At 65.5% G+C, this 16,086-nt stretch carries 16 protein-coding genes; 15 read left to right on the top strand and 1 reads right to left on the bottom strand.

Features of this window, described 5'->3' with window-relative positions:
- Positions 1-107 precede the first annotated feature (107 nt).
- The 14 genes from AC24R4_RS05675 to AC24R4_RS05610 all read left to right on the top strand — a co-directional run bounded on the left by AC24R4_RS05675 (position 108) and on the right by AC24R4_RS05610 (position 14,100).
- The gene (locus AC24R4_RS05675; protein WP_487522472.1) at positions 108-1,958 is read left to right on the top strand and encodes a methyl-accepting chemotaxis protein; all 1,851 of its coding nucleotides are present in this window, start codon (positions 108-110) and stop codon (positions 1,956-1,958) included.
- A 113-nt stretch (positions 1,959-2,071) separates the two neighbouring features.
- The gene (locus tag AC24R4_RS05670) at positions 2,072-2,824 is read left to right on the top strand and encodes a DUF4088 family protein (protein ID WP_400393371.1); all 753 of its coding nucleotides are present in this window, start codon (positions 2,072-2,074) and stop codon (positions 2,822-2,824) included.
- A 397-nt stretch (positions 2,825-3,221) separates the two neighbouring features.
- On the top strand, positions 3,222-3,539 hold the full coding sequence (gene flhD, locus AC24R4_RS05665) for a flagellar transcriptional regulator FlhD (RefSeq protein ID WP_008647543.1): 318 nt from the start codon (positions 3,222-3,224) through the stop codon (positions 3,537-3,539).
- Positions 3,536-4,141: a flagellar transcriptional regulator FlhC gene (gene flhC / locus AC24R4_RS05660; RefSeq protein ID WP_153949796.1), complete on the top strand. Its 606-nt coding sequence runs from the start codon at positions 3,536-3,538 to the stop codon at positions 4,139-4,141. The genes flhD and flhC overlap by 4 nt, the downstream gene beginning before the upstream one ends.
- A 121-nt stretch (positions 4,142-4,262) precedes the next feature.
- The gene (gene motA, locus AC24R4_RS05655; RefSeq protein WP_049815961.1) at positions 4,263-5,126 is read left to right on the top strand and encodes a flagellar motor stator protein MotA; all 864 of its coding nucleotides are present in this window, start codon (positions 4,263-4,265) and stop codon (positions 5,124-5,126) included.
- A 13-nt stretch (positions 5,127-5,139) separates the two neighbouring features.
- Positions 5,140-6,123, top strand: coding sequence for a flagellar motor protein MotB (motB, locus tag AC24R4_RS05650; protein ID WP_400393368.1), 984 nt, complete (start codon positions 5,140-5,142; stop codon positions 6,121-6,123).
- A 66-nt stretch (positions 6,124-6,189) separates the two neighbouring features.
- Positions 6,190-8,220 carry a chemotaxis protein CheA gene (cheA, locus tag AC24R4_RS05645; RefSeq protein ID WP_400393366.1) on the top strand — a complete coding sequence of 677 codons (2,031 nt, stop codon included), beginning with the start codon at positions 6,190-6,192 and terminating at the stop codon, positions 8,218-8,220.
- Between the two features lie 21 nt (positions 8,221-8,241).
- Positions 8,242-8,736 carry a chemotaxis protein CheW gene (locus AC24R4_RS05640; protein WP_029051730.1) on the top strand — a complete coding sequence of 165 codons (495 nt, stop codon included), beginning with the start codon at positions 8,242-8,244 and terminating at the stop codon, positions 8,734-8,736.
- Between the two features lie 66 nt (positions 8,737-8,802).
- A complete protein-coding gene (locus AC24R4_RS05635) occupies positions 8,803-9,714 on the top strand; it encodes a CheR family methyltransferase (protein ID WP_400393364.1) in 912 nt (303 codons plus the stop codon).
- Positions 9,711-10,373: a chemoreceptor glutamine deamidase CheD gene (gene cheD, locus AC24R4_RS05630; RefSeq protein WP_400393362.1), complete on the top strand. Its 663-nt coding sequence runs from the start codon at positions 9,711-9,713 to the stop codon at positions 10,371-10,373. Before AC24R4_RS05635 ends, cheD begins: the two co-directional genes overlap by 4 nt.
- A gap of 23 nt (positions 10,374-10,396) precedes the next feature.
- On the top strand, positions 10,397-11,470 hold the full coding sequence (locus AC24R4_RS05625; RefSeq protein ID WP_153949792.1) for a protein-glutamate methylesterase/protein-glutamine glutaminase: 1,074 nt from the start codon (positions 10,397-10,399) through the stop codon (positions 11,468-11,470).
- 82 nt (positions 11,471-11,552) lie between these two features.
- The gene (cheY, locus tag AC24R4_RS05620; protein ID WP_029051667.1) at positions 11,553-11,939 is read left to right on the top strand and encodes a chemotaxis response regulator CheY; all 387 of its coding nucleotides are present in this window, start codon (positions 11,553-11,555) and stop codon (positions 11,937-11,939) included.
- Between the two features lie 15 nt (positions 11,940-11,954).
- Positions 11,955-12,590 carry a protein phosphatase CheZ gene (cheZ, locus tag AC24R4_RS05615; protein ID WP_029051668.1) on the top strand — a complete coding sequence of 212 codons (636 nt, stop codon included), beginning with the start codon at positions 11,955-11,957 and terminating at the stop codon, positions 12,588-12,590.
- Positions 12,591-12,741: 151 nt separating this feature from the next.
- Entirely contained in the window at positions 12,742-14,100 is a 1,359-nt protein-coding gene (locus AC24R4_RS05610; protein ID WP_487522471.1) for a M20/M25/M40 family metallo-hydrolase, read from the top strand.
- Here the strand turns inward: AC24R4_RS05610 and AC24R4_RS05605 are convergent.
- The gene (locus tag AC24R4_RS05605; protein WP_487522470.1) at positions 14,090-15,040 is read right to left on the bottom strand and encodes an ABC transporter substrate-binding protein; all 951 of its coding nucleotides are present in this window, start codon (positions 15,038-15,040) and stop codon (positions 14,090-14,092) included. The two genes, AC24R4_RS05610 and AC24R4_RS05605, sit on opposite strands and share 11 nt — an antisense overlap.
- Before the next feature lie 305 nt (positions 15,041-15,345).
- Between AC24R4_RS05605 and AC24R4_RS05600 the strand changes: the two genes are divergently transcribed.
- On the top strand, positions 15,346-16,056 hold the full coding sequence (locus tag AC24R4_RS05600) for a YceH family protein (protein WP_487522468.1): 711 nt from the start codon (positions 15,346-15,348) through the stop codon (positions 16,054-16,056).
- Positions 16,057-16,086: the final 30 nt, after the last annotated feature.

The raw sequence follows: 16,086 nt of genomic DNA, 5'->3' as shown, positions 1-16,086 counted from the left end.
CGGCATCAGGAACGGGGTAGAGCAGCCGCCCACGCAGGCGGCCGCGACAACAATCCGGGTGGCATTGCCCATCCCGGTCATTTCTGACAGAAGAAGGGGATAGTTCTATGCAGTGGTTCAATCAACTACGCGTTACGACCAGGCTGATAGCTGGCTTCCTGGTGGTATCGGTGATCGGCGCCGTCATCGGCCTGCTGGGCGTGGTCAACATGGGGCGCATGGCGGAATGGACCGGCAAGATCTACAACACCGACCTGCAGGCGCTGAAGGCCGTGCAGGACGGCAACATCAACCTGGTCTACGCCAGCCGCGCACAGATCGCGCTGCTGTCGGCATCGACCATGGGCGAACGCGCGACCGAGAAGGAAGAGATCCAGAAATCGCTGACGACGATGGAGACGCGGGTAAAAACTGCAAAGAGCTCGTTCAGCCAGCCCGAGGGCCAGGCGCTGTTCAAGCAGTATGAAGCGCTGGTGCCGCCGTTCCGCGACCGCATGACGAAGTACGTGGAACTGGTCAGCAAGCAGCCGCTGGACACGTCGCAGTTCGAAAGCACGGTGTTCACGGAAAGTGCCGACCTGCTCAAGGAAAGCCGCGCGCTGGAAGACGTGCTGTTCAAGATGGTCAAGCGCCGCGACGAACGCGCCAAGTTGAACATGGACGAGTCGACCAGCGTCTACAACAGCTCGCGCGTGCTGATGCTGCTGCTGGTGCTTGGCGGGGTGGTGATCTCGGTGCTGCTGGGCTGGTTCCTGGCCCGACAGCTGTCGCGCCAGTTGGGCGGCGAACCGGGCTATGCCGCGTCGATCGCCGCGCAGATTGCCGATGGCGACTTCTCGGCCAAGGTGGAACTGCGCCGTGGCGACGACCACAGCCTGCTGCACGCGATCGCGCAGATGCAGCAACAGCTGTCGTCGATGGTCCGCGACTTCAAGGAGTCGGCCGAGTCGATCGGCACGGCGTCGCGCGAGATTGCGGCCGGCAACAACGACCTGTCGCAGCGCACGGAACAGCAGGCCGCCTCGCTGGAGGAAACGGCTTCGAGCATGGAACAGCTGACCAGCACCGTGCGCCAGAACGCCGACAATGCCCGTCAGGCCAGCGGCCTGGCGGCCAACGCGTCGGACACGGCCGTGCGCGGCGGCGAGGTGGTGGGCCGCGTGGTGGACACCATGGGCGAGATCAACGACGCATCGCGCAAGATCGTCGACATCATCGGCGTGATCGAGGGCATTGCCTTCCAGACCAACATCCTGGCGCTGAACGCCGCCGTGGAAGCTGCCCGCGCGGGCGAACAAGGCCGCGGCTTTGCCGTGGTGGCCGGCGAGGTGCGCAGCCTGGCGCAGCGCAGCGCCAATGCCGCCAAGGAAATCAAGACGCTGATCGACAACTCGGTGGCGCAGGTGGATACCGGCGCGGCGCTGGTGAGCCAGGCCGGCACGACGATGGACGAGATCGTGCAGGCCGTGAAGCGTGTGACCGACATCATGGGCGAGATCAGCGCCGCATCGGCCGAGCAGAGCTCGGGCATCGAGCAGGTCAACCAGGCCGTGGCCCAGATGGACGAAGTGACTCAGCAGAACGCGGCGCTGGTGGAGCAGGCCGCGGCGGCAGCCGGGTCGCTGCAGGACCAGGCTTCGCGCCTGCTGGAATCGGTGTCGGGCTTCCGCCTGTCGCACGACGATGCAGCGGCGGTATCCGCGCCGATGCTCGCCGCCCCGACGGCGCCCGCCGTGCGCTCGGTGGCCAGGCCCGCCGCCAAGGCCCCGGTGAACCGCGTGGCCAGGGGCGGCAAGCGCGGCAAGCCGGCCAGGACCGGCACCGCGCTGGCGGCTGCCGCACCGGCTATGGCTGAAGTTGCCGGCGCGGATGCCGATACACAGAAGAAGCGCCCGGCGCTGACGGCGGCTGCGTCTGCCAGCCCGGCATCGGACAACGGCGACTGGAGCGCCTTCTGAGCGTCATCGGGACAATTTCGGACCGCCACATAATCGTCGTCTGAAAAGACGGCAGCGTCCCGGCGCAGCGTTGTAATTGTTGCGCCGGGGCGTTCACTCGTCTGCAGAACACCATGAACACCGACATCAGTCTGTCCCTGTCGGCCGAAGCCGCAGCGCGGCTGCGCGCAGACTTCGATGCGTTTGTAAAAGTTTCCACGGGACTCGACCCGCAATTCATTCCGCCCGCGTTCGACGACTTCCTGCGCGCGCGGCTGATCCAGCAGGATGGGCCGCTCACCGAGCGTGCCGTCATGCGCCTGCTGGCCAGCGGCGAGTACGGCTGGGCCCGCAAGGTCTTCGACAAGCAGCTGCCGAACGCATTGGCCGCGCTCATGCGCGACGCGCAGCGTTTCGGCTTCGCGCTGGCCGTGCAGCCCGACTGGACGTCCCAGCAGCGCGTGGAACATGCCCGGGAGTGGGCCGCGAACATCCTGTCCGAAGCGGGCGCCGATGCCGCGTTCACCGAGGCGCTGGCGGCCCAGATATCGGCCTCTGCTGTCGACGTGCGCACGATCGAGGAGCGCATGCGCACGCCTGCGTGGCGCATTGCGGACAGCCTGCGGCAGCGCGCCTACGACGTCATGTACGCGCTGCAGACCGAGCAAAGCGAGGCGCTTGGCCGCAGCAAGGTGGGCGAGTTGCGCGCGCTGCTGGGGCTGGCGCTGGAGTATGGGTCGGTGAGCGCCGAGGAAGCGGCGCGCGTGCTGGAGCAGGTGGAGCGCGCGCGTCCGCATTTGTTCCGCGAAGCACCCGATGACGTGTTTGCGCGGCTGGCGGCGTGGCTGCGTCGCGTGTTTAGCCAAGGTGCGCTCGTTCGTCAATAGTGGAAACCAGCAACCCCCCTTTCGTGCGTGGCGTGTCCACCGTCGGAAATCCGTTTCCGTTCAGTGCACAAACTGTTACACCTTTGATGAAAATCAGAAGACAGGCACGTTTGTTGTTACAAACTTCCGGGCCCATGTCTTTTCCTTACGACATTCCCCAATCCCCAACGTAAGTAGGGATTGGCATCGTGGGCGGAATGCCGATATAAACGTAACAGTTTCACTTACACTCTGTAACATCTGTAACGTTTCAGAGTTTGGGTGTAACCGGGCGAAGTTCTTTCGTAGTACGTCGTACCCACTCGAACACGCAACAAACGATCTGGTCGCCGGCAGGGTTTCCTTGCTGGTAAGCGCCGGACAAGCGGTCGAGGGGTTTTTTGGTAGCGGGGAAAAATTGGAAAGCAGTGAAGTTCTCCAGGAGATCAGGGAGGTTAACCTCGCCTATCTTCTACTTGCGCAACGACTGGTGCGCGAAAACCAGGTGGAAGCCATGTTCAGGCTTGGTGTCAGCAAGGAAATTGCTGAGATCCTCGCCAAGCTGACCTCGGCGCAACTCGTCAAGCTGGCTGCATCGAACATGGTGCTGTGCCGGTTCCGGTTTGACGATCACGCGTTGCTGTCCACCCTGACACACACGGCCAAGAGCCATGATATGCAGCAGATCCACGCTGCTATCCTGCTGGCCCGGCAACCTGTGGAGTCGCTCAATTGACCGCGCTCCTCCAGGCCCAGCCGGCCCGCAGTTTCACGGCCACTCCCGTCCCCAACCGCAAGAGCGTCCTGCAGGATGCCAACCAGACCCAGCTCGCCATCGAGCTGATCGGCCTGGGTGCGCGCCTGCAGGTGCTTGAAGCCGAGACCACGCTCTCGCGCGACCGGTTGATCCGCCTCTACAAGGAGCTGCGGGGCGCATCGCCGCCCAAGGGCATGCTCCCCTTCTCGACAGACTGGTTCACCACCTGGCTGCCGAATATCCATTCGTCGCTGTTCTTCTCCGCGTACCAGTTCATGGTGCAGGAAGGCGAGACGTCGGGCATTCGTGCCGTAGTGGCCGCTTACCGTCTGTACCTCGAGCACGTTTCGCTGCTCGGTGGCGAAATCGTCTTAAGTTTCACCCGTGCCTGGACGTTAGTACGGTTTTTCGAGAGCAACATGCTGCAGCTTTCCTCGTGCACCTGTTGCGGCGGTCAGTTCGTGACGCATGCCTATGAGCCGCACGCGAACTTCGTCTGCAGCCTGTGCCGCCCGCCTTCGCGCGCCGGAAAGGTGAAGAAGCTCTCGAAGGACGCCGCATCCGCGCAGACGCCAGCCTGACTCACCGGGCCTGACGTCCGCGTGGCAGGTGGGCCCCGGTAACGGCGGGCGGTGACCCCGCTCGTCCGCGCCGGATGCCCAGTGCGTGCCTGACGCGTGTTTTTCAGACGGGGATCCGATCGTGCTAGTAGTTATTGGCTATGTCGTCGTAGTCGTGGCGGTGTTGGGCGGTTACGCCCTCACCGGCGGACATATGGGCGCGCTTTATCAACCGGCGGAGCTCATCATCATCGGCGGTGCCGCCGTCGGCGCATTCATCAGCTCCAACAGCGGCAAGGCCATCAAGGCCACGATGAAGGCCATGCCTTCGCTGCTGCAGGGCTCCAAGTACAAGAAGGAACTGTACCTGGACGTGATGGCGCTGCTGTACGTGCTGCTGTCCAAGGCACGCCGCGAGGGCATCCTGTTCCTCGAAAAGGAAATTGCCGATCCCGCATCGAGCAGCGTCTTCAGTCAGTACCCGCGCATCCTGGCCGACGCCAAGATGATGGAGTTCCTGACCGACTACCTGCGCATGATGGTCAACGGCAACATGAACGCCTTCGAGATCGAAGCGCTCATGGACCACGAAATCGAAACGTTCCGCCACGAAGCCGAGATTCCCGCCCATGCGCTGTCGCGCGTCGGCGACGGCCTGCCCGCCTTCGGCATCGTGGCCGCGGTGATGGGCGTGGTGCACGCACTCGCCTCGGCCGATCTGCCGCCGGCCGAACTGGGCGCCCTGATCGCCCACGCCATGGTCGGTACGTTCCTGGGCATTCTGCTGGCCTACGGCTTCGTGTCGCCGCTGGCGTCGCGCGTCGAGCACCAGGTGTCCGAGAGCATCAAGATGTACGAGTGCATCAAGGTCACGCTGCTGGCATCCCTGAACGGCTATGCCCCGCTGGTGGCGGTGGAATTCGGCCGCAAGGTGCTGTACTCCACGGTACGTCCGTCGTTCCTCGAGCTCGACGACCACGTGCGTGAAGTCAAGAGCCTGACCTGACGGGAGAGCAGCCATGAGCAGCGCCCAGGACCTGCGTCCGATCATCATCAAGAAGGCGAAGTCGCACGCCAAGCCGCACGGCAACCACAGCTGGAAGATCGCCTACGCCGACTTCATGACGGCCATGATGGCGCTGTTCCTGGTGCTGTGGCTGCTGAGCTCGTCTTCCCCGAAAACGCTCGTCGGCGTGGCCGAATACTTCAAGACGCCGCTGAAGGTGGCGGTGGTCGGCGGCGACAAGAGCAGCATGTCGAAGAGTGTCATCCCCGGCGGCGGCAAGGACCCGATGGCCAAGGACGGCGAGGTCATGAAGGCCCTGACCAACGATCCGGCCGACGCCCAGCGCCGCCGCGACCAGATGGACAGCGAGCGCCTGCGCGCGCTCAAGGGCCGTCTGGAACAGATCATCGACAACAACCCCACGCTGCGCCAGTTCCGCCCGCAGCTGCTGCTGGACATCACCAGCGAGGGCCTGCGCATCCAGATCCTGGATACGCAGAACCGGCCGATGTTCCGTACCGGCAGCGCCGCCGTGGAGCCGTACATGCGTGCCATCCTGCGCGAAATCGGCCCGGTGCTCAACGAGATGCCGAACAAGGTCAGCCTGTCGGGCCATACCGACTCGGCCACCTACATGATGGGCGAGCGCGCATACAGCAACTGGGAACTGTCGGCGGACCGCGCCAACGCGTCGCGCCAGGAACTGATCGCCGGTGGCATGCAGGAAGGCAAGGTGCTGCGCGTGCTGGGCCTGGCCGACACCATGCCGCTGGAGAAGAACGAACCGCTGGCGCCGACCAACCGTCGCATCAGCATTGTGGTGCTCAACAAGCGCGCGCAGGCCCAGTTCGAGTCCGAAAACGCCAGCGCGGCGGATGTTTCGGTGCAGGCCCAGAAGGGACGCATGGCCGAAGAGCTGCAGTCGCAGGTGCCGGCGCAGGCGGAAGCCGCCCCGGCCCCCGCGGCAGGCCCCGCCAACGCGCCCAAGGGCAAGTAGGAACGAGGGCGCGCCGCCGCGGTGGGTGGCGTGTCTTCCCAGGAAATCTAGCGAGCCAGGACGATCATGTCTGTCGATATCGATATCACGCAGTTTTACCAGACCTTCTTCGAAGAGGCAGAGGAACTGCTCGTAGAAATGGAGCAGCTGCTGCTGGAGGTGGACATCGAGTCCCCCGATGCCGAAGCGCTCAACGCGATCTTTCGTGCCGCGCATTCGATCAAGGGCGGTGCCGCGACGTTCGGCTTCACGGCTCTGACCGAAACCACGCACATCTTTGAGAACCTGCTCGACCGCACGCGTCGGCGGGAACTGGCCCTCACGCGGGTCATCATCGACACCTTTCTGGAAACCAAGGACGTGTTGCAAGACCAGCTCAATGCCTATCGCAACGGCACCGAACCCGATCCGGAAACGTTCAAGCGCATCTGCGCCGTCCTGCAGCAGCTGGCCCAGGAAGCCGGCGGCGAAGCGGCCCACGCTCCGGCCCCCGCACCCGCGCCCGTGGCAGCCCCCGCACCGGCCGCCGCACCGGCCGGCGGCAACCTGAAGGTTCGCCTGATCAAGGTATCGGCCGCGGACCAGGCGCTGCTGCGCGAGGAACTGGCCAACCTGGGCGAGATCACCGGCCAGGAAGAGGCCGATGGCGACCTGACCATCTGGCTGAACAGCCAGTGCGGCACCGACGACATCATCGCGGTCTGCTGCTTCGTGATCGACGAGAAGCAGATCGTCGTGGAAGCCGTGGCAGCCGGCGAGGCCCCGGCCGCCGCCGCGCCCGCACCGGCGCCTGCGCCCGTAGCCGCGCCGGCCCCGGCGGCCGCTGCCCCGGCCGCCGCCCCGGCAGCCAAGGACAAGGAAAAGGAGAAGGCCAAGCCTGCGGCAGCCGCCGCCGCGCATGGCCCCGATTCGGGTTCGATCCGCGTGCCGACCGAAAAGGTCGACCAGATCATCAACCTCGTGGGCGAACTGGTCATCACGCAATCGATGCTGGCGCAGACCGCGTCGTCGCTCGACCCCGTACTGTTCGACCGCCTGTTCTCGGGCATGGGCCAGCTGGAGCGCAACGCGCGCGACCTGCAGGAAGCGGTGATGTCGATCCGCATGATGCCGATGGACTACGTGTTCTCGCGCTTCCCGCGTCTGGTGCGCGACCTGGCCAGCAAGCTGAACAAGCAGATCGACCTGGTCACGTTCGGCAAGGCGACCGAACTGGACAAGAGCCTGATCGAACGGATCATCGACCCGCTGACGCACCTGGTGCGCAACAGCCTCGACCACGGTATCGAAACGCCCGAGAAGCGCGTGGCGGCAGGCAAGGAACCGACCGGCCAGCTGATCCTGTCGGCACAGCACGCCGGCGGCAACATCGTCATCGAAGTGAGCGACGACGGTGGTGGCCTGAACCGCGAGCGCATCCTGTCCAAGGCCCTGCAGAACAACCTGCCGGGCGTGTCCGAAAGCATGCCCGACGACGAGGTCTGGCAGCTGATCTTCGCGCCGGGCTTCTCCACCGCCGAGGTGGTGACCGACGTGTCGGGACGTGGCGTGGGCATGGACGTGGTCAAGCGGAACATCCAGGAAATGGGCGGGCATGTCGAGATCAGCTCGCGCCAGGGCCTGGGGACCACCACGCGCATCGTGCTGCCGCTGACGCTGGCCATCCTGGACGGCATGTCGGTGCGCACCGGCGAAGAGACGTTCATCCTGCCGCTGAACTGCGTGATGGAGTCGCTGCAGCCGAAGGCCGACGACGTGCACACCGCGGCCAACGGCGAGCGCGTGATGAACGTGCGCGGCGAATACCTGCCGCTGCTGGAACTGCACAAGGTCTTCAACGTGGCCAACGCGGTGCAGGAGCCCACGCAGGGCATCGCCGTGATCCTGGCCGCCGAAGGCAAGCGCTTCGCGCTGCTGGTGGACCAGCTGATCGGCCAGCACCAGGTGGTACTGAAGAACCTCGAAACCAACTACCGCAAGGTGCCGTGCATTTCGGCCGCGACGATCCTGGGCGACGGCAGCGTCGCGCTGATCGTAGACGTGGCCGCGCTGCAGCGCACCGGCGTGCGCCGCCAGGACATGGCGGTGGCACTGTAATCGACAGCAAGGAGAACGGACATGGCCGGCATCGGACACATCGATACCCAGGGCAGCGAAGCCTCTGGCCAGGAATACCTGGTCTTCACGCTGGGCACCGAGGAATATGGCATCGACATCCTGAAGGTGCAGGAAATCCGCAGCTACGAGACGGTAACCCGCATCGCCAACGCACCCGACTTCATCAAGGGTGTGACGAACCTGCGCGGCGTGATCGTGCCGATCGTGGATCTGCGCCTGAAGTTCAACCTCGCCAACGTGCGTTATGACCACCAGACCGTGGTGATCATCCTGAACGTGGCGGGGCGTGTGGTCGGCATCGTCGTCGATGGCGTGTCGGACGTGCTCACGCTGACCGGCGACGACATCAAGGCCGCGCCGGAATTCGGCGTATCGGTATCCAACGAGCACCTGACCGGCCTCGGTTCGGTGGAAGGCCGGATGCTGATCCTGATCGACATCGAGCGCATGATGACCAGCGCCGAGATGGAACTGATCGAAGCCGAGTTCGCCTGAGCGCGCGCCGGATCGCCCCCAACTGCCTGTACCGCCGATCATCGGCAACCCTGACGACATACACTCATGACGCCGCTCCGTTCTTCCTCCAGCGCCACCGGGAAGCCAGGCGCGGCCGCCAGCACGGCGACGCCGGTGCTGGCGCCCCTGCGCGACGACATGCGTGACTTCCTGCTGACCGAGCGCGACTTCGAGAAGGTGCGCGCGCTGATCCACAAGCGCGCCGGCATCTCGCTGGGCAGCCACAAGCGCGAGATGGTGTACAGCCGTCTGGCGCGGCGGCTGCGCTCGCTGCAGCTCAGCGACTTCGGCACTTACCTGGAACTGCTCGAGTCGGACGACCGGTCCGACGAGTGGGAATACTTCACCAACGCGCTGACCACCAACCTCACGTCGTTCTTCCGTGAGGCGCACCACTTCCCGCTGCTGGCCGAGCACGCCAGGAAGACGGGCCGGCCCTACAGCGTCTGGTGCGCGGCGGCGTCGACCGGCGAGGAGCCGTATTCGATCGCCATCACGCTGGCCGAGGCGCTGGGCGACCGCGCCGGGACCGTGCTGGCCACCGACATCGACACCCAGGTGCTGGCCAAGGCCCGCGCCGGCGTCTATACGACCGAGCAGGTGTCCCGGCTGCAGCCGGAGCAGCTCAAGCGTTTCTTCCTGAAGGGCACGGGCGCGCGCGCGGGGTCGGTCAAGGTCAAGCCGGAGCTGGCATCGACCATCACGTTCGAGCCGCTGAACCTGCTGGCGCCGGACTGGGGCATTCGCGACAAGTTTGACGCGATCTTCTGCCGCAACGTGATGATCTATTTCGACAAGCCGACCCAGGGCCGCATCCTGGAGCGGTTTGCGCCATTGCTCAAGCCGAACGGCCTGCTGTTTGCCGGCCATTCGGAAAACTTCTCGTATGTCACGCGCGCGTTCCAGCTGCGCGGGCAGACCGTGTATGAACTGGCGGGCAAAGGCGGAGGCGCATGATGCGCGGCACGCCCCAGATGCCCGAGGCCATTGCCACGCGAAAGTACTTCGATCGCGAATTCGGCAAGCAGGCCATCAAGCTGCTGCCCAACGAATACTACGTGACCGGCGATGACGTGGTGCTGACCACGGTGCTGGGATCGTGCGTGGCCGCATGCATCCGCGACGAAGTGGCCGGCGTGGGCGGCATGAACCATTTCATGCTGCCCGATGACGAAAACGCCGGCCCCGACCGCATGCTGTCGGCGTCGATGCGCTACGGCTGCTACGCGCTGGAAGTGCTGATCAATGAACTGCTGAAGATGGGCGCCCGGCGCGAGCGCCTGGAAGCCAAGGTATTTGGCGGCGGCGCGGTACTGGCGAACATGACGACCCTCAATATTGGGGACCGGAATGCCGATTTCGTACTGAAGTACCTGCGCACCGAAGAGATACGGGTGGCCGCGCAGGACCTGCGCGGGCCGCACGCGCGACGCGTCAGCTATTTTCCGGGAACGGGTCTGGCGCTGGTGCGCCGGCTGACCCGCTCGGACGATACCGTTGGCGTGGAGCGCGACGAGCGTGCCCTGGCACGCGCGCTGTCCACATCCACAAAGGCGCCCGCCCGTGGTGCCGTGGCTTTGTTTACGCGGCAGGCATCGGCCAAGTCGCCGACCTGAAAACTGAAGACGTAGAGACGAACATGACCGCCGCGAAGATCAAGGTGCTGTGCGTGGATGATTCCGCGCTGATTCGCAGCCTGATGACGGAGATCATCAACAGCCAGCCGGACATGGAGGTGGTGGGTACCGCCCCCGACCCGCTGGTGGCGCGTGACATGATCAAGCGCCTGAACCCGGACGTGCTGACGCTGGACGTGGAAATGCCACGGATGGACGGGCTCGACTTTCTGGAACGCCTGATGCGCCTGCGCCCGATGCCGGTGCTGATGGTGTCGTCGCTGACCGAACGCGGGTCGGAAATCACGATGCGCGCGCTGGAACTGGGCGCGGTCGATTTCGTGACCAAGCCCAAGCTTGGTATCCGCGAGGGCCTGATCGAATACACCGACACGATCGCCGACAAGCTGCGCGCGGCGTCGCGGGCGCGCGTGCGCGCCCGGTCCGAGGCGCCCGCGGGCAGCGCGCCCGCTGCGCCGATGCTGCGCGCACCGCTGCTGTCGACCGAAAAACTGATCATCGTCGGCGCATCGACCGGCGGTACCGAGGCCATCAAGGAATTCCTGATGCCGCTGCCGCCCGATTCGCCGGCAGTCATGATCGTGCAGCACATGCCGGCCGGCTTCACCAAGTCGTTCGCGCAGCGCCTGAACGGACTGTGCCGCATCACGGTCAAGGAAGCGGAGCACGGCGAACGCGTGCTGCCCGGCTATGCGTATATCGCACCGGGAGACTCCCACTTGCTGCTGGCGCGCAGCGGTGCCAACTACGTGGCGCACCTGTCGCAAGAGGCACCGGTGAACCGGCATCGTCCGTCGGTGGACGTGCTGTTCGATTCCGCCGCGATCCACGGCGGCAAGAACGTGACGGGCGTGATCCTGACCGGCATGGGCAAGGACGGCGCCCGCGGCATGCTGCGCATGCGCGAGGCCGGATCGTACAACCTGGCGCAGGACGAACAGTCCTGCATCGTGTTTGGCATGCCGAAGGAGGCTATCGCCACCGGCGGCGTGCATGAAGTCGTGCCCCTGAACCAGATGAGCCAGCGCGTCATGGCGCACCTGGCCACGTTTGGCGCACGGGCACAGCGCGTGTAGTCCTGGATCGCGCGCGCGAGAGGTCGGATTAGCAACAACAACCGGATGGCCGTGTCATCCGTAACCGTATTGGAGCCGTAAAGTGGACAAGAACATCAAGATCCTCGTGGTCGATGACTTCCCGACCATGCGTCGGATCATTCGCAACCTGCTCAAGGAGCTGGGGTTCACCAACGTCGAGGAAGCCGAAGACGGCGCCGCCGGCCTGGAAAAAGTCAAGGACGGCAGCTTCCAGTTCGTGGTGTCGGACTGGAACATGCCGAACATGGACGGCCTGACCATGCTGCAGTCGATCCGTGCGATTCCCGAGATCGCCAAGACGCCGGTGCTGATGGTGACGGCCGAGGCCAAGAAGGAGAACATCATTGCCGCCGCGCAGGCTGGTGCCAATGGTTATGTGGTCAAGCCGTTCACCGCCGCGACGCTGGACGAAAAGATCACGAAGATCTTCGAGAAGCTGGCTCAATAAGAAGAGGTACGCGACATGTCGACGACTCCGACTTTCAGCCAAGAATCGGCCGAGCAGATCATCCATCGCATCGGCAACCTGACGCGAATGCTGCGCGACAACATGCGGGAGCTGGGGCTCGACAAGGAAATCGAGAAGGCCGCCCTGGCCATTCCCGATGCACGCGACCGCCTGAGCTACATCGCCGCCATGACCGAGCAGGCGGCCGAGCGCACGCTCACCGCCGTCGAACTGGCGCAGCCGCTGCAGGAAGATCTGGAAAGCAAGGCCACCGCGCTGGACAAGCGTTGGGACGAGTGGTTCGCGCAACCGGTGGAGCTGGGCGACGCCCGCGCACTGGTGCTGGACACACGTGAATTCCTGACCGACGTTCCGCAAAAGGCCAAGGCGACCGGCAGCCATCTGCTTGAAATCATGATGGCCCAGGACTTCCAGGACCTGACCGGCCAGGTGATCAAGAAGATGATGGACATGATCCGCACCCTGGAGCAGGAACTGCTGCAGGTGCTGATCGATAACGTGCCGGCCGAGCGGCGCGTTGAAGCGCCCCCCACGCTCATGAACGGTCCGCAGATCAACCCCGAAGGCAAGACCGACGTGGTGTCGGACCAGTCGCAGGTGGACGACCTGCTGGCCAGCCTGGGCTTCTGAGCCCGGCAAACGGGACGCGCCGGCCATCCCGCCGGTGCGTCCCGGGCTTGTCGCGACGATGCGCCGTACGCGCGTTTTTCGTCACATGGCGGCGCATTCGCTGGCACAATCGTGGGCAACCACGGTTTCCTACTGCCAGAGGATCGCCCCCATGCATGCTCGCCGTACCGTTGTTGCAGTCTCCGTTGCCGCCGCAGTTTCCGCATTCGCCGGCATCGCCCAAGGTCAGACGCTGACCGTCCCGCAGGTTTCCCCCCACGTTGACAGTGCCTATGCCCGGCTCGAAGCCGCGCCGCTTTACCAGAAGCTGATGGCCGACGTGCGCGCCGACGACGCGCGGGCGCTGGCGGAGCTCAAGACCATGACCGAGATCCCGGCGCCGCCCTTCAAGGAAAAGGCGCGCGCCGAGTATTTCGTGTCGCGGCTCAAGGCGCTGGGCCTGGCCGATGCGCATATCGATGCCGAAGGCAACGCCATCGGCATCCGCAAGGGCACCGGCAACGGCCCCCGGCTGCTGATTTCCGCCCACCTCGATACCGTCTTTCCGGAAGGCACCGACGTCACGGTGAAGTCGCGTGACGGCAAGCTGTACGCCCCGGGCATCGGCGACGACACGCGCGGCCTGGCCGTGCTGCTGTCATGGCTCAAGGTGCTCAATGAAAACAAGGTACGTACCGTGGGCGACCTGGTGTTCGTCGGCAACGTCGGCGAAGAGGAACTGGGCAACCTGCGCGGCATGAAGGCGGTGTTCCGCGATCACCCCGAGATCGACGGCATGGTCGGCATCGAGCCCGGTACCGGAGAACGCGTGCTGACGCAGGGCACCGGCAGCCATCGTTATGAAGTGACGTTCAAGGGCCCGGGCGGCCACAGCTTCGGGGCCTTCGGCCTGCCCAGCGCGATCCATGCGATGGGCCGCGCCATCGGCAAGATCGGTGACGTGCAAACACCGGCCGACCCCAAGACCACGTTCACAGTGGGCACGGTCGGGGGCGGTACGTCGGTGAACGCGATTGCCGGCGACGCGCGCATGGCGATCGATATCCGCTCGAACGGCACGCCGTCGCTGCTGGAAACCGAGAAGCACATCATGGACGCCATCGCCGCCGGCGTGGCGGACGAGAACGCGCGCTGGAAGCCGGCCAAGGGGCAGGAAATCACCTACCAGGCCCGCATGATCGGCGACCGGCCCGCCGGCATCACGCCTACCGACTCGGTGATCGTGCAGTCGGCCGTGCGCGTGATCAAGGCGCACGGCAAGGAAGCGCCGTCACTGCGCGGCGGCAGCACCGACGCCAACGTGCCGATGGCGCTGGGCATTCCGGCCATCATCATCGGCAGCGGCGGCAAGTCGGGTGGATCGCATTCGCGCGACGAGTGGTTCGACCCCACCAATGCCCATGAAGGCGCGCAATGGGGCCTGACCACGGTGCTGGGCCTGGTGGGAGTGGACGGCGTCGGCGAGCCGCTGCTGGCAAAGCGGCCCGCCAGGCCGGCGGCTACGCGCTGAGCGCGAAACCGCGATCGAACGTGGTGGCCACGTCCAGCCGCTGCTTGAGCAGCCCCGCCTTCAGGTAGAAGTCGGCGGTCTGCTGCTGGATGGCCACCAGATCCGCGTCGATGGGCTGCCACTGGGTGCGGCGGCGCTCGAACTGCAGCCGCGCCGCCTCGGGCGGAATGCCGATGATGCGCGCCAGCGTGGCCGAGTACTCGGGCACGTGCTGATAGGACCAGACCTGCGCGCGCACCACGCGTTGCAGGAAGTCGGCCAGCACGGCCCGCTTGCTGGCCAGCGCGGCGTCGGTTGCCGCAAGATAGCTCAGGCCCGACCACAGCCCCCGTCCGCTCACCAGCACGCGCGCATGGCCGCTGGTTTCGGCCATGGCCGTATAGGGCTCCCACGTGGACCACGCATCGACCGAGCCGTTGGTCAGGGCCAGCTTGGCGTCGGCGGGCGGGAGGAAGCGGAAATCGGCATCCTCGGCTTTCAGGCCGGCCGATGCCAGCGCCTTGAGCGCGACGAAATGGCCAATCGATCCGCGATTGGTGCCGATGCGCTTGCCCTTGAGGTCGGCCGCGCTCTTCAGCGGCGAATCGGGCCGCACCAGTACGGCGGTGCCATAGGGGTCGGAACGGTTGGCGCCAATCAGACGGATGCGCGTACCGGCGGCCAGCGCGAAGATGGCGGGCGCATCGCCGATGGGCCCGCTGTCCACGGCGCCTGCATTGAGCGCCTCCGCCAGCGGAGCCGCAGCCGGGAATTCGGTCCACTGGATGTCATAGGCCAGCCCCTTGAGCGCGTCGGCCGACTCCAGCAGCGCGCGCAGGCCGCCCTTCTGGTCGCCGGCCTTCAACACCGGGCGGGATTGGGCCCGCGCGGCAGCGGGCAGCAGGGCGGACAAGGTGCCGGCGCTGGCGGCGTGCAGGAACTGGCGGCGGGAGCTGGACATGCGTGCGTACGAAATGGATGGCGGAAATCCAGACCGTACGCCTGCCCCCGTCGCGTACCAACGAATGATTTCGCGGTTTCTTATGCTGTGCGCGGCGGCGGCAGTGCGTCCCGCGAAGGCGGGGATGTCATGCAGGCGGCCCACGAATTCAGCGATGATCGGCCAGCCTTGCGGCACGTCAGAGCCATGCGGGCAGCCCTGGGGACTTGCGGGCACGGCTTGCCCTGGGAGGTTGCATCGCCGCCGCCCTTGCGCTTCAATGGGCGCCTTGGCCCCTCGGGCCCCCCAACCTGCCGATGTCATCCATGGACCAGACCCCCGACACTCCCTCGCGTCCCGCCTTGCGCACGCTCACACCGCTCGAGGCGCGCGTGGTAGCCGTATTGCTGGAAAAGCAGTACACCGTGCCCGACACTTACCCGCTGTCGCTGAACGCGCTGGCGTCCGGCTGCAACCAGAAGACCGCGCGCTCGCCTGTGATGAGCGTGACGGAGGCCGAGATCCTGACCGCGATCGATGGCCTGAAGTCGTTGAGCCTGGTCTTCGAGGGCAGCAGCAGCCGCGTGCCGCGCTTCGAACAGAACCTGGGCAAGGTGCTGGGCGTGCCGAGCCAGTCGGCGGCGCTGCTGTCCACGCTGATACTGCGCGGTCCGCAAACGGCTGCCGAACTGCGCCTGAATTCGGCACGGCTGCATGCCTTCGCGGACATTTCCTCGGTAGAGGCCTTTCTGGACGAGCTGGTCGAACGCTCGCCCGCGCTTGTCGTGAAGCTGCCCCGCGCACCCGGCGAGCGCGAAAGCCGCTGGATGCACCTGCTCTGTGGTGAAGTCGCCATGCCGGAGCCCGCCGCGGCGGCGCCGCGCGGCGGCGTGGAAGCCACGGCATCGCCATCGGAATTCGAGGCCCTGCGCATCAGCCATCGCGCGCTCGAAGACAAGGTGGCGCGCCTGCAGGCGCTGGTGGTGGAAATGGCCGGCCAGCTCGGCATCGAAGTCGAGCCCGGCAGACTGGATTGAGACGAATCTGAAACGGTGTCACAACGTGTG

The sequence above is a fragment of the Cupriavidus sp. CER-90 genome (genome assembly GCF_057652055.1).
The sequence above is the reverse complement of the archived record's forward strand: the minus strand, read 5'-3'. Positions and strand labels throughout refer to the sequence as shown.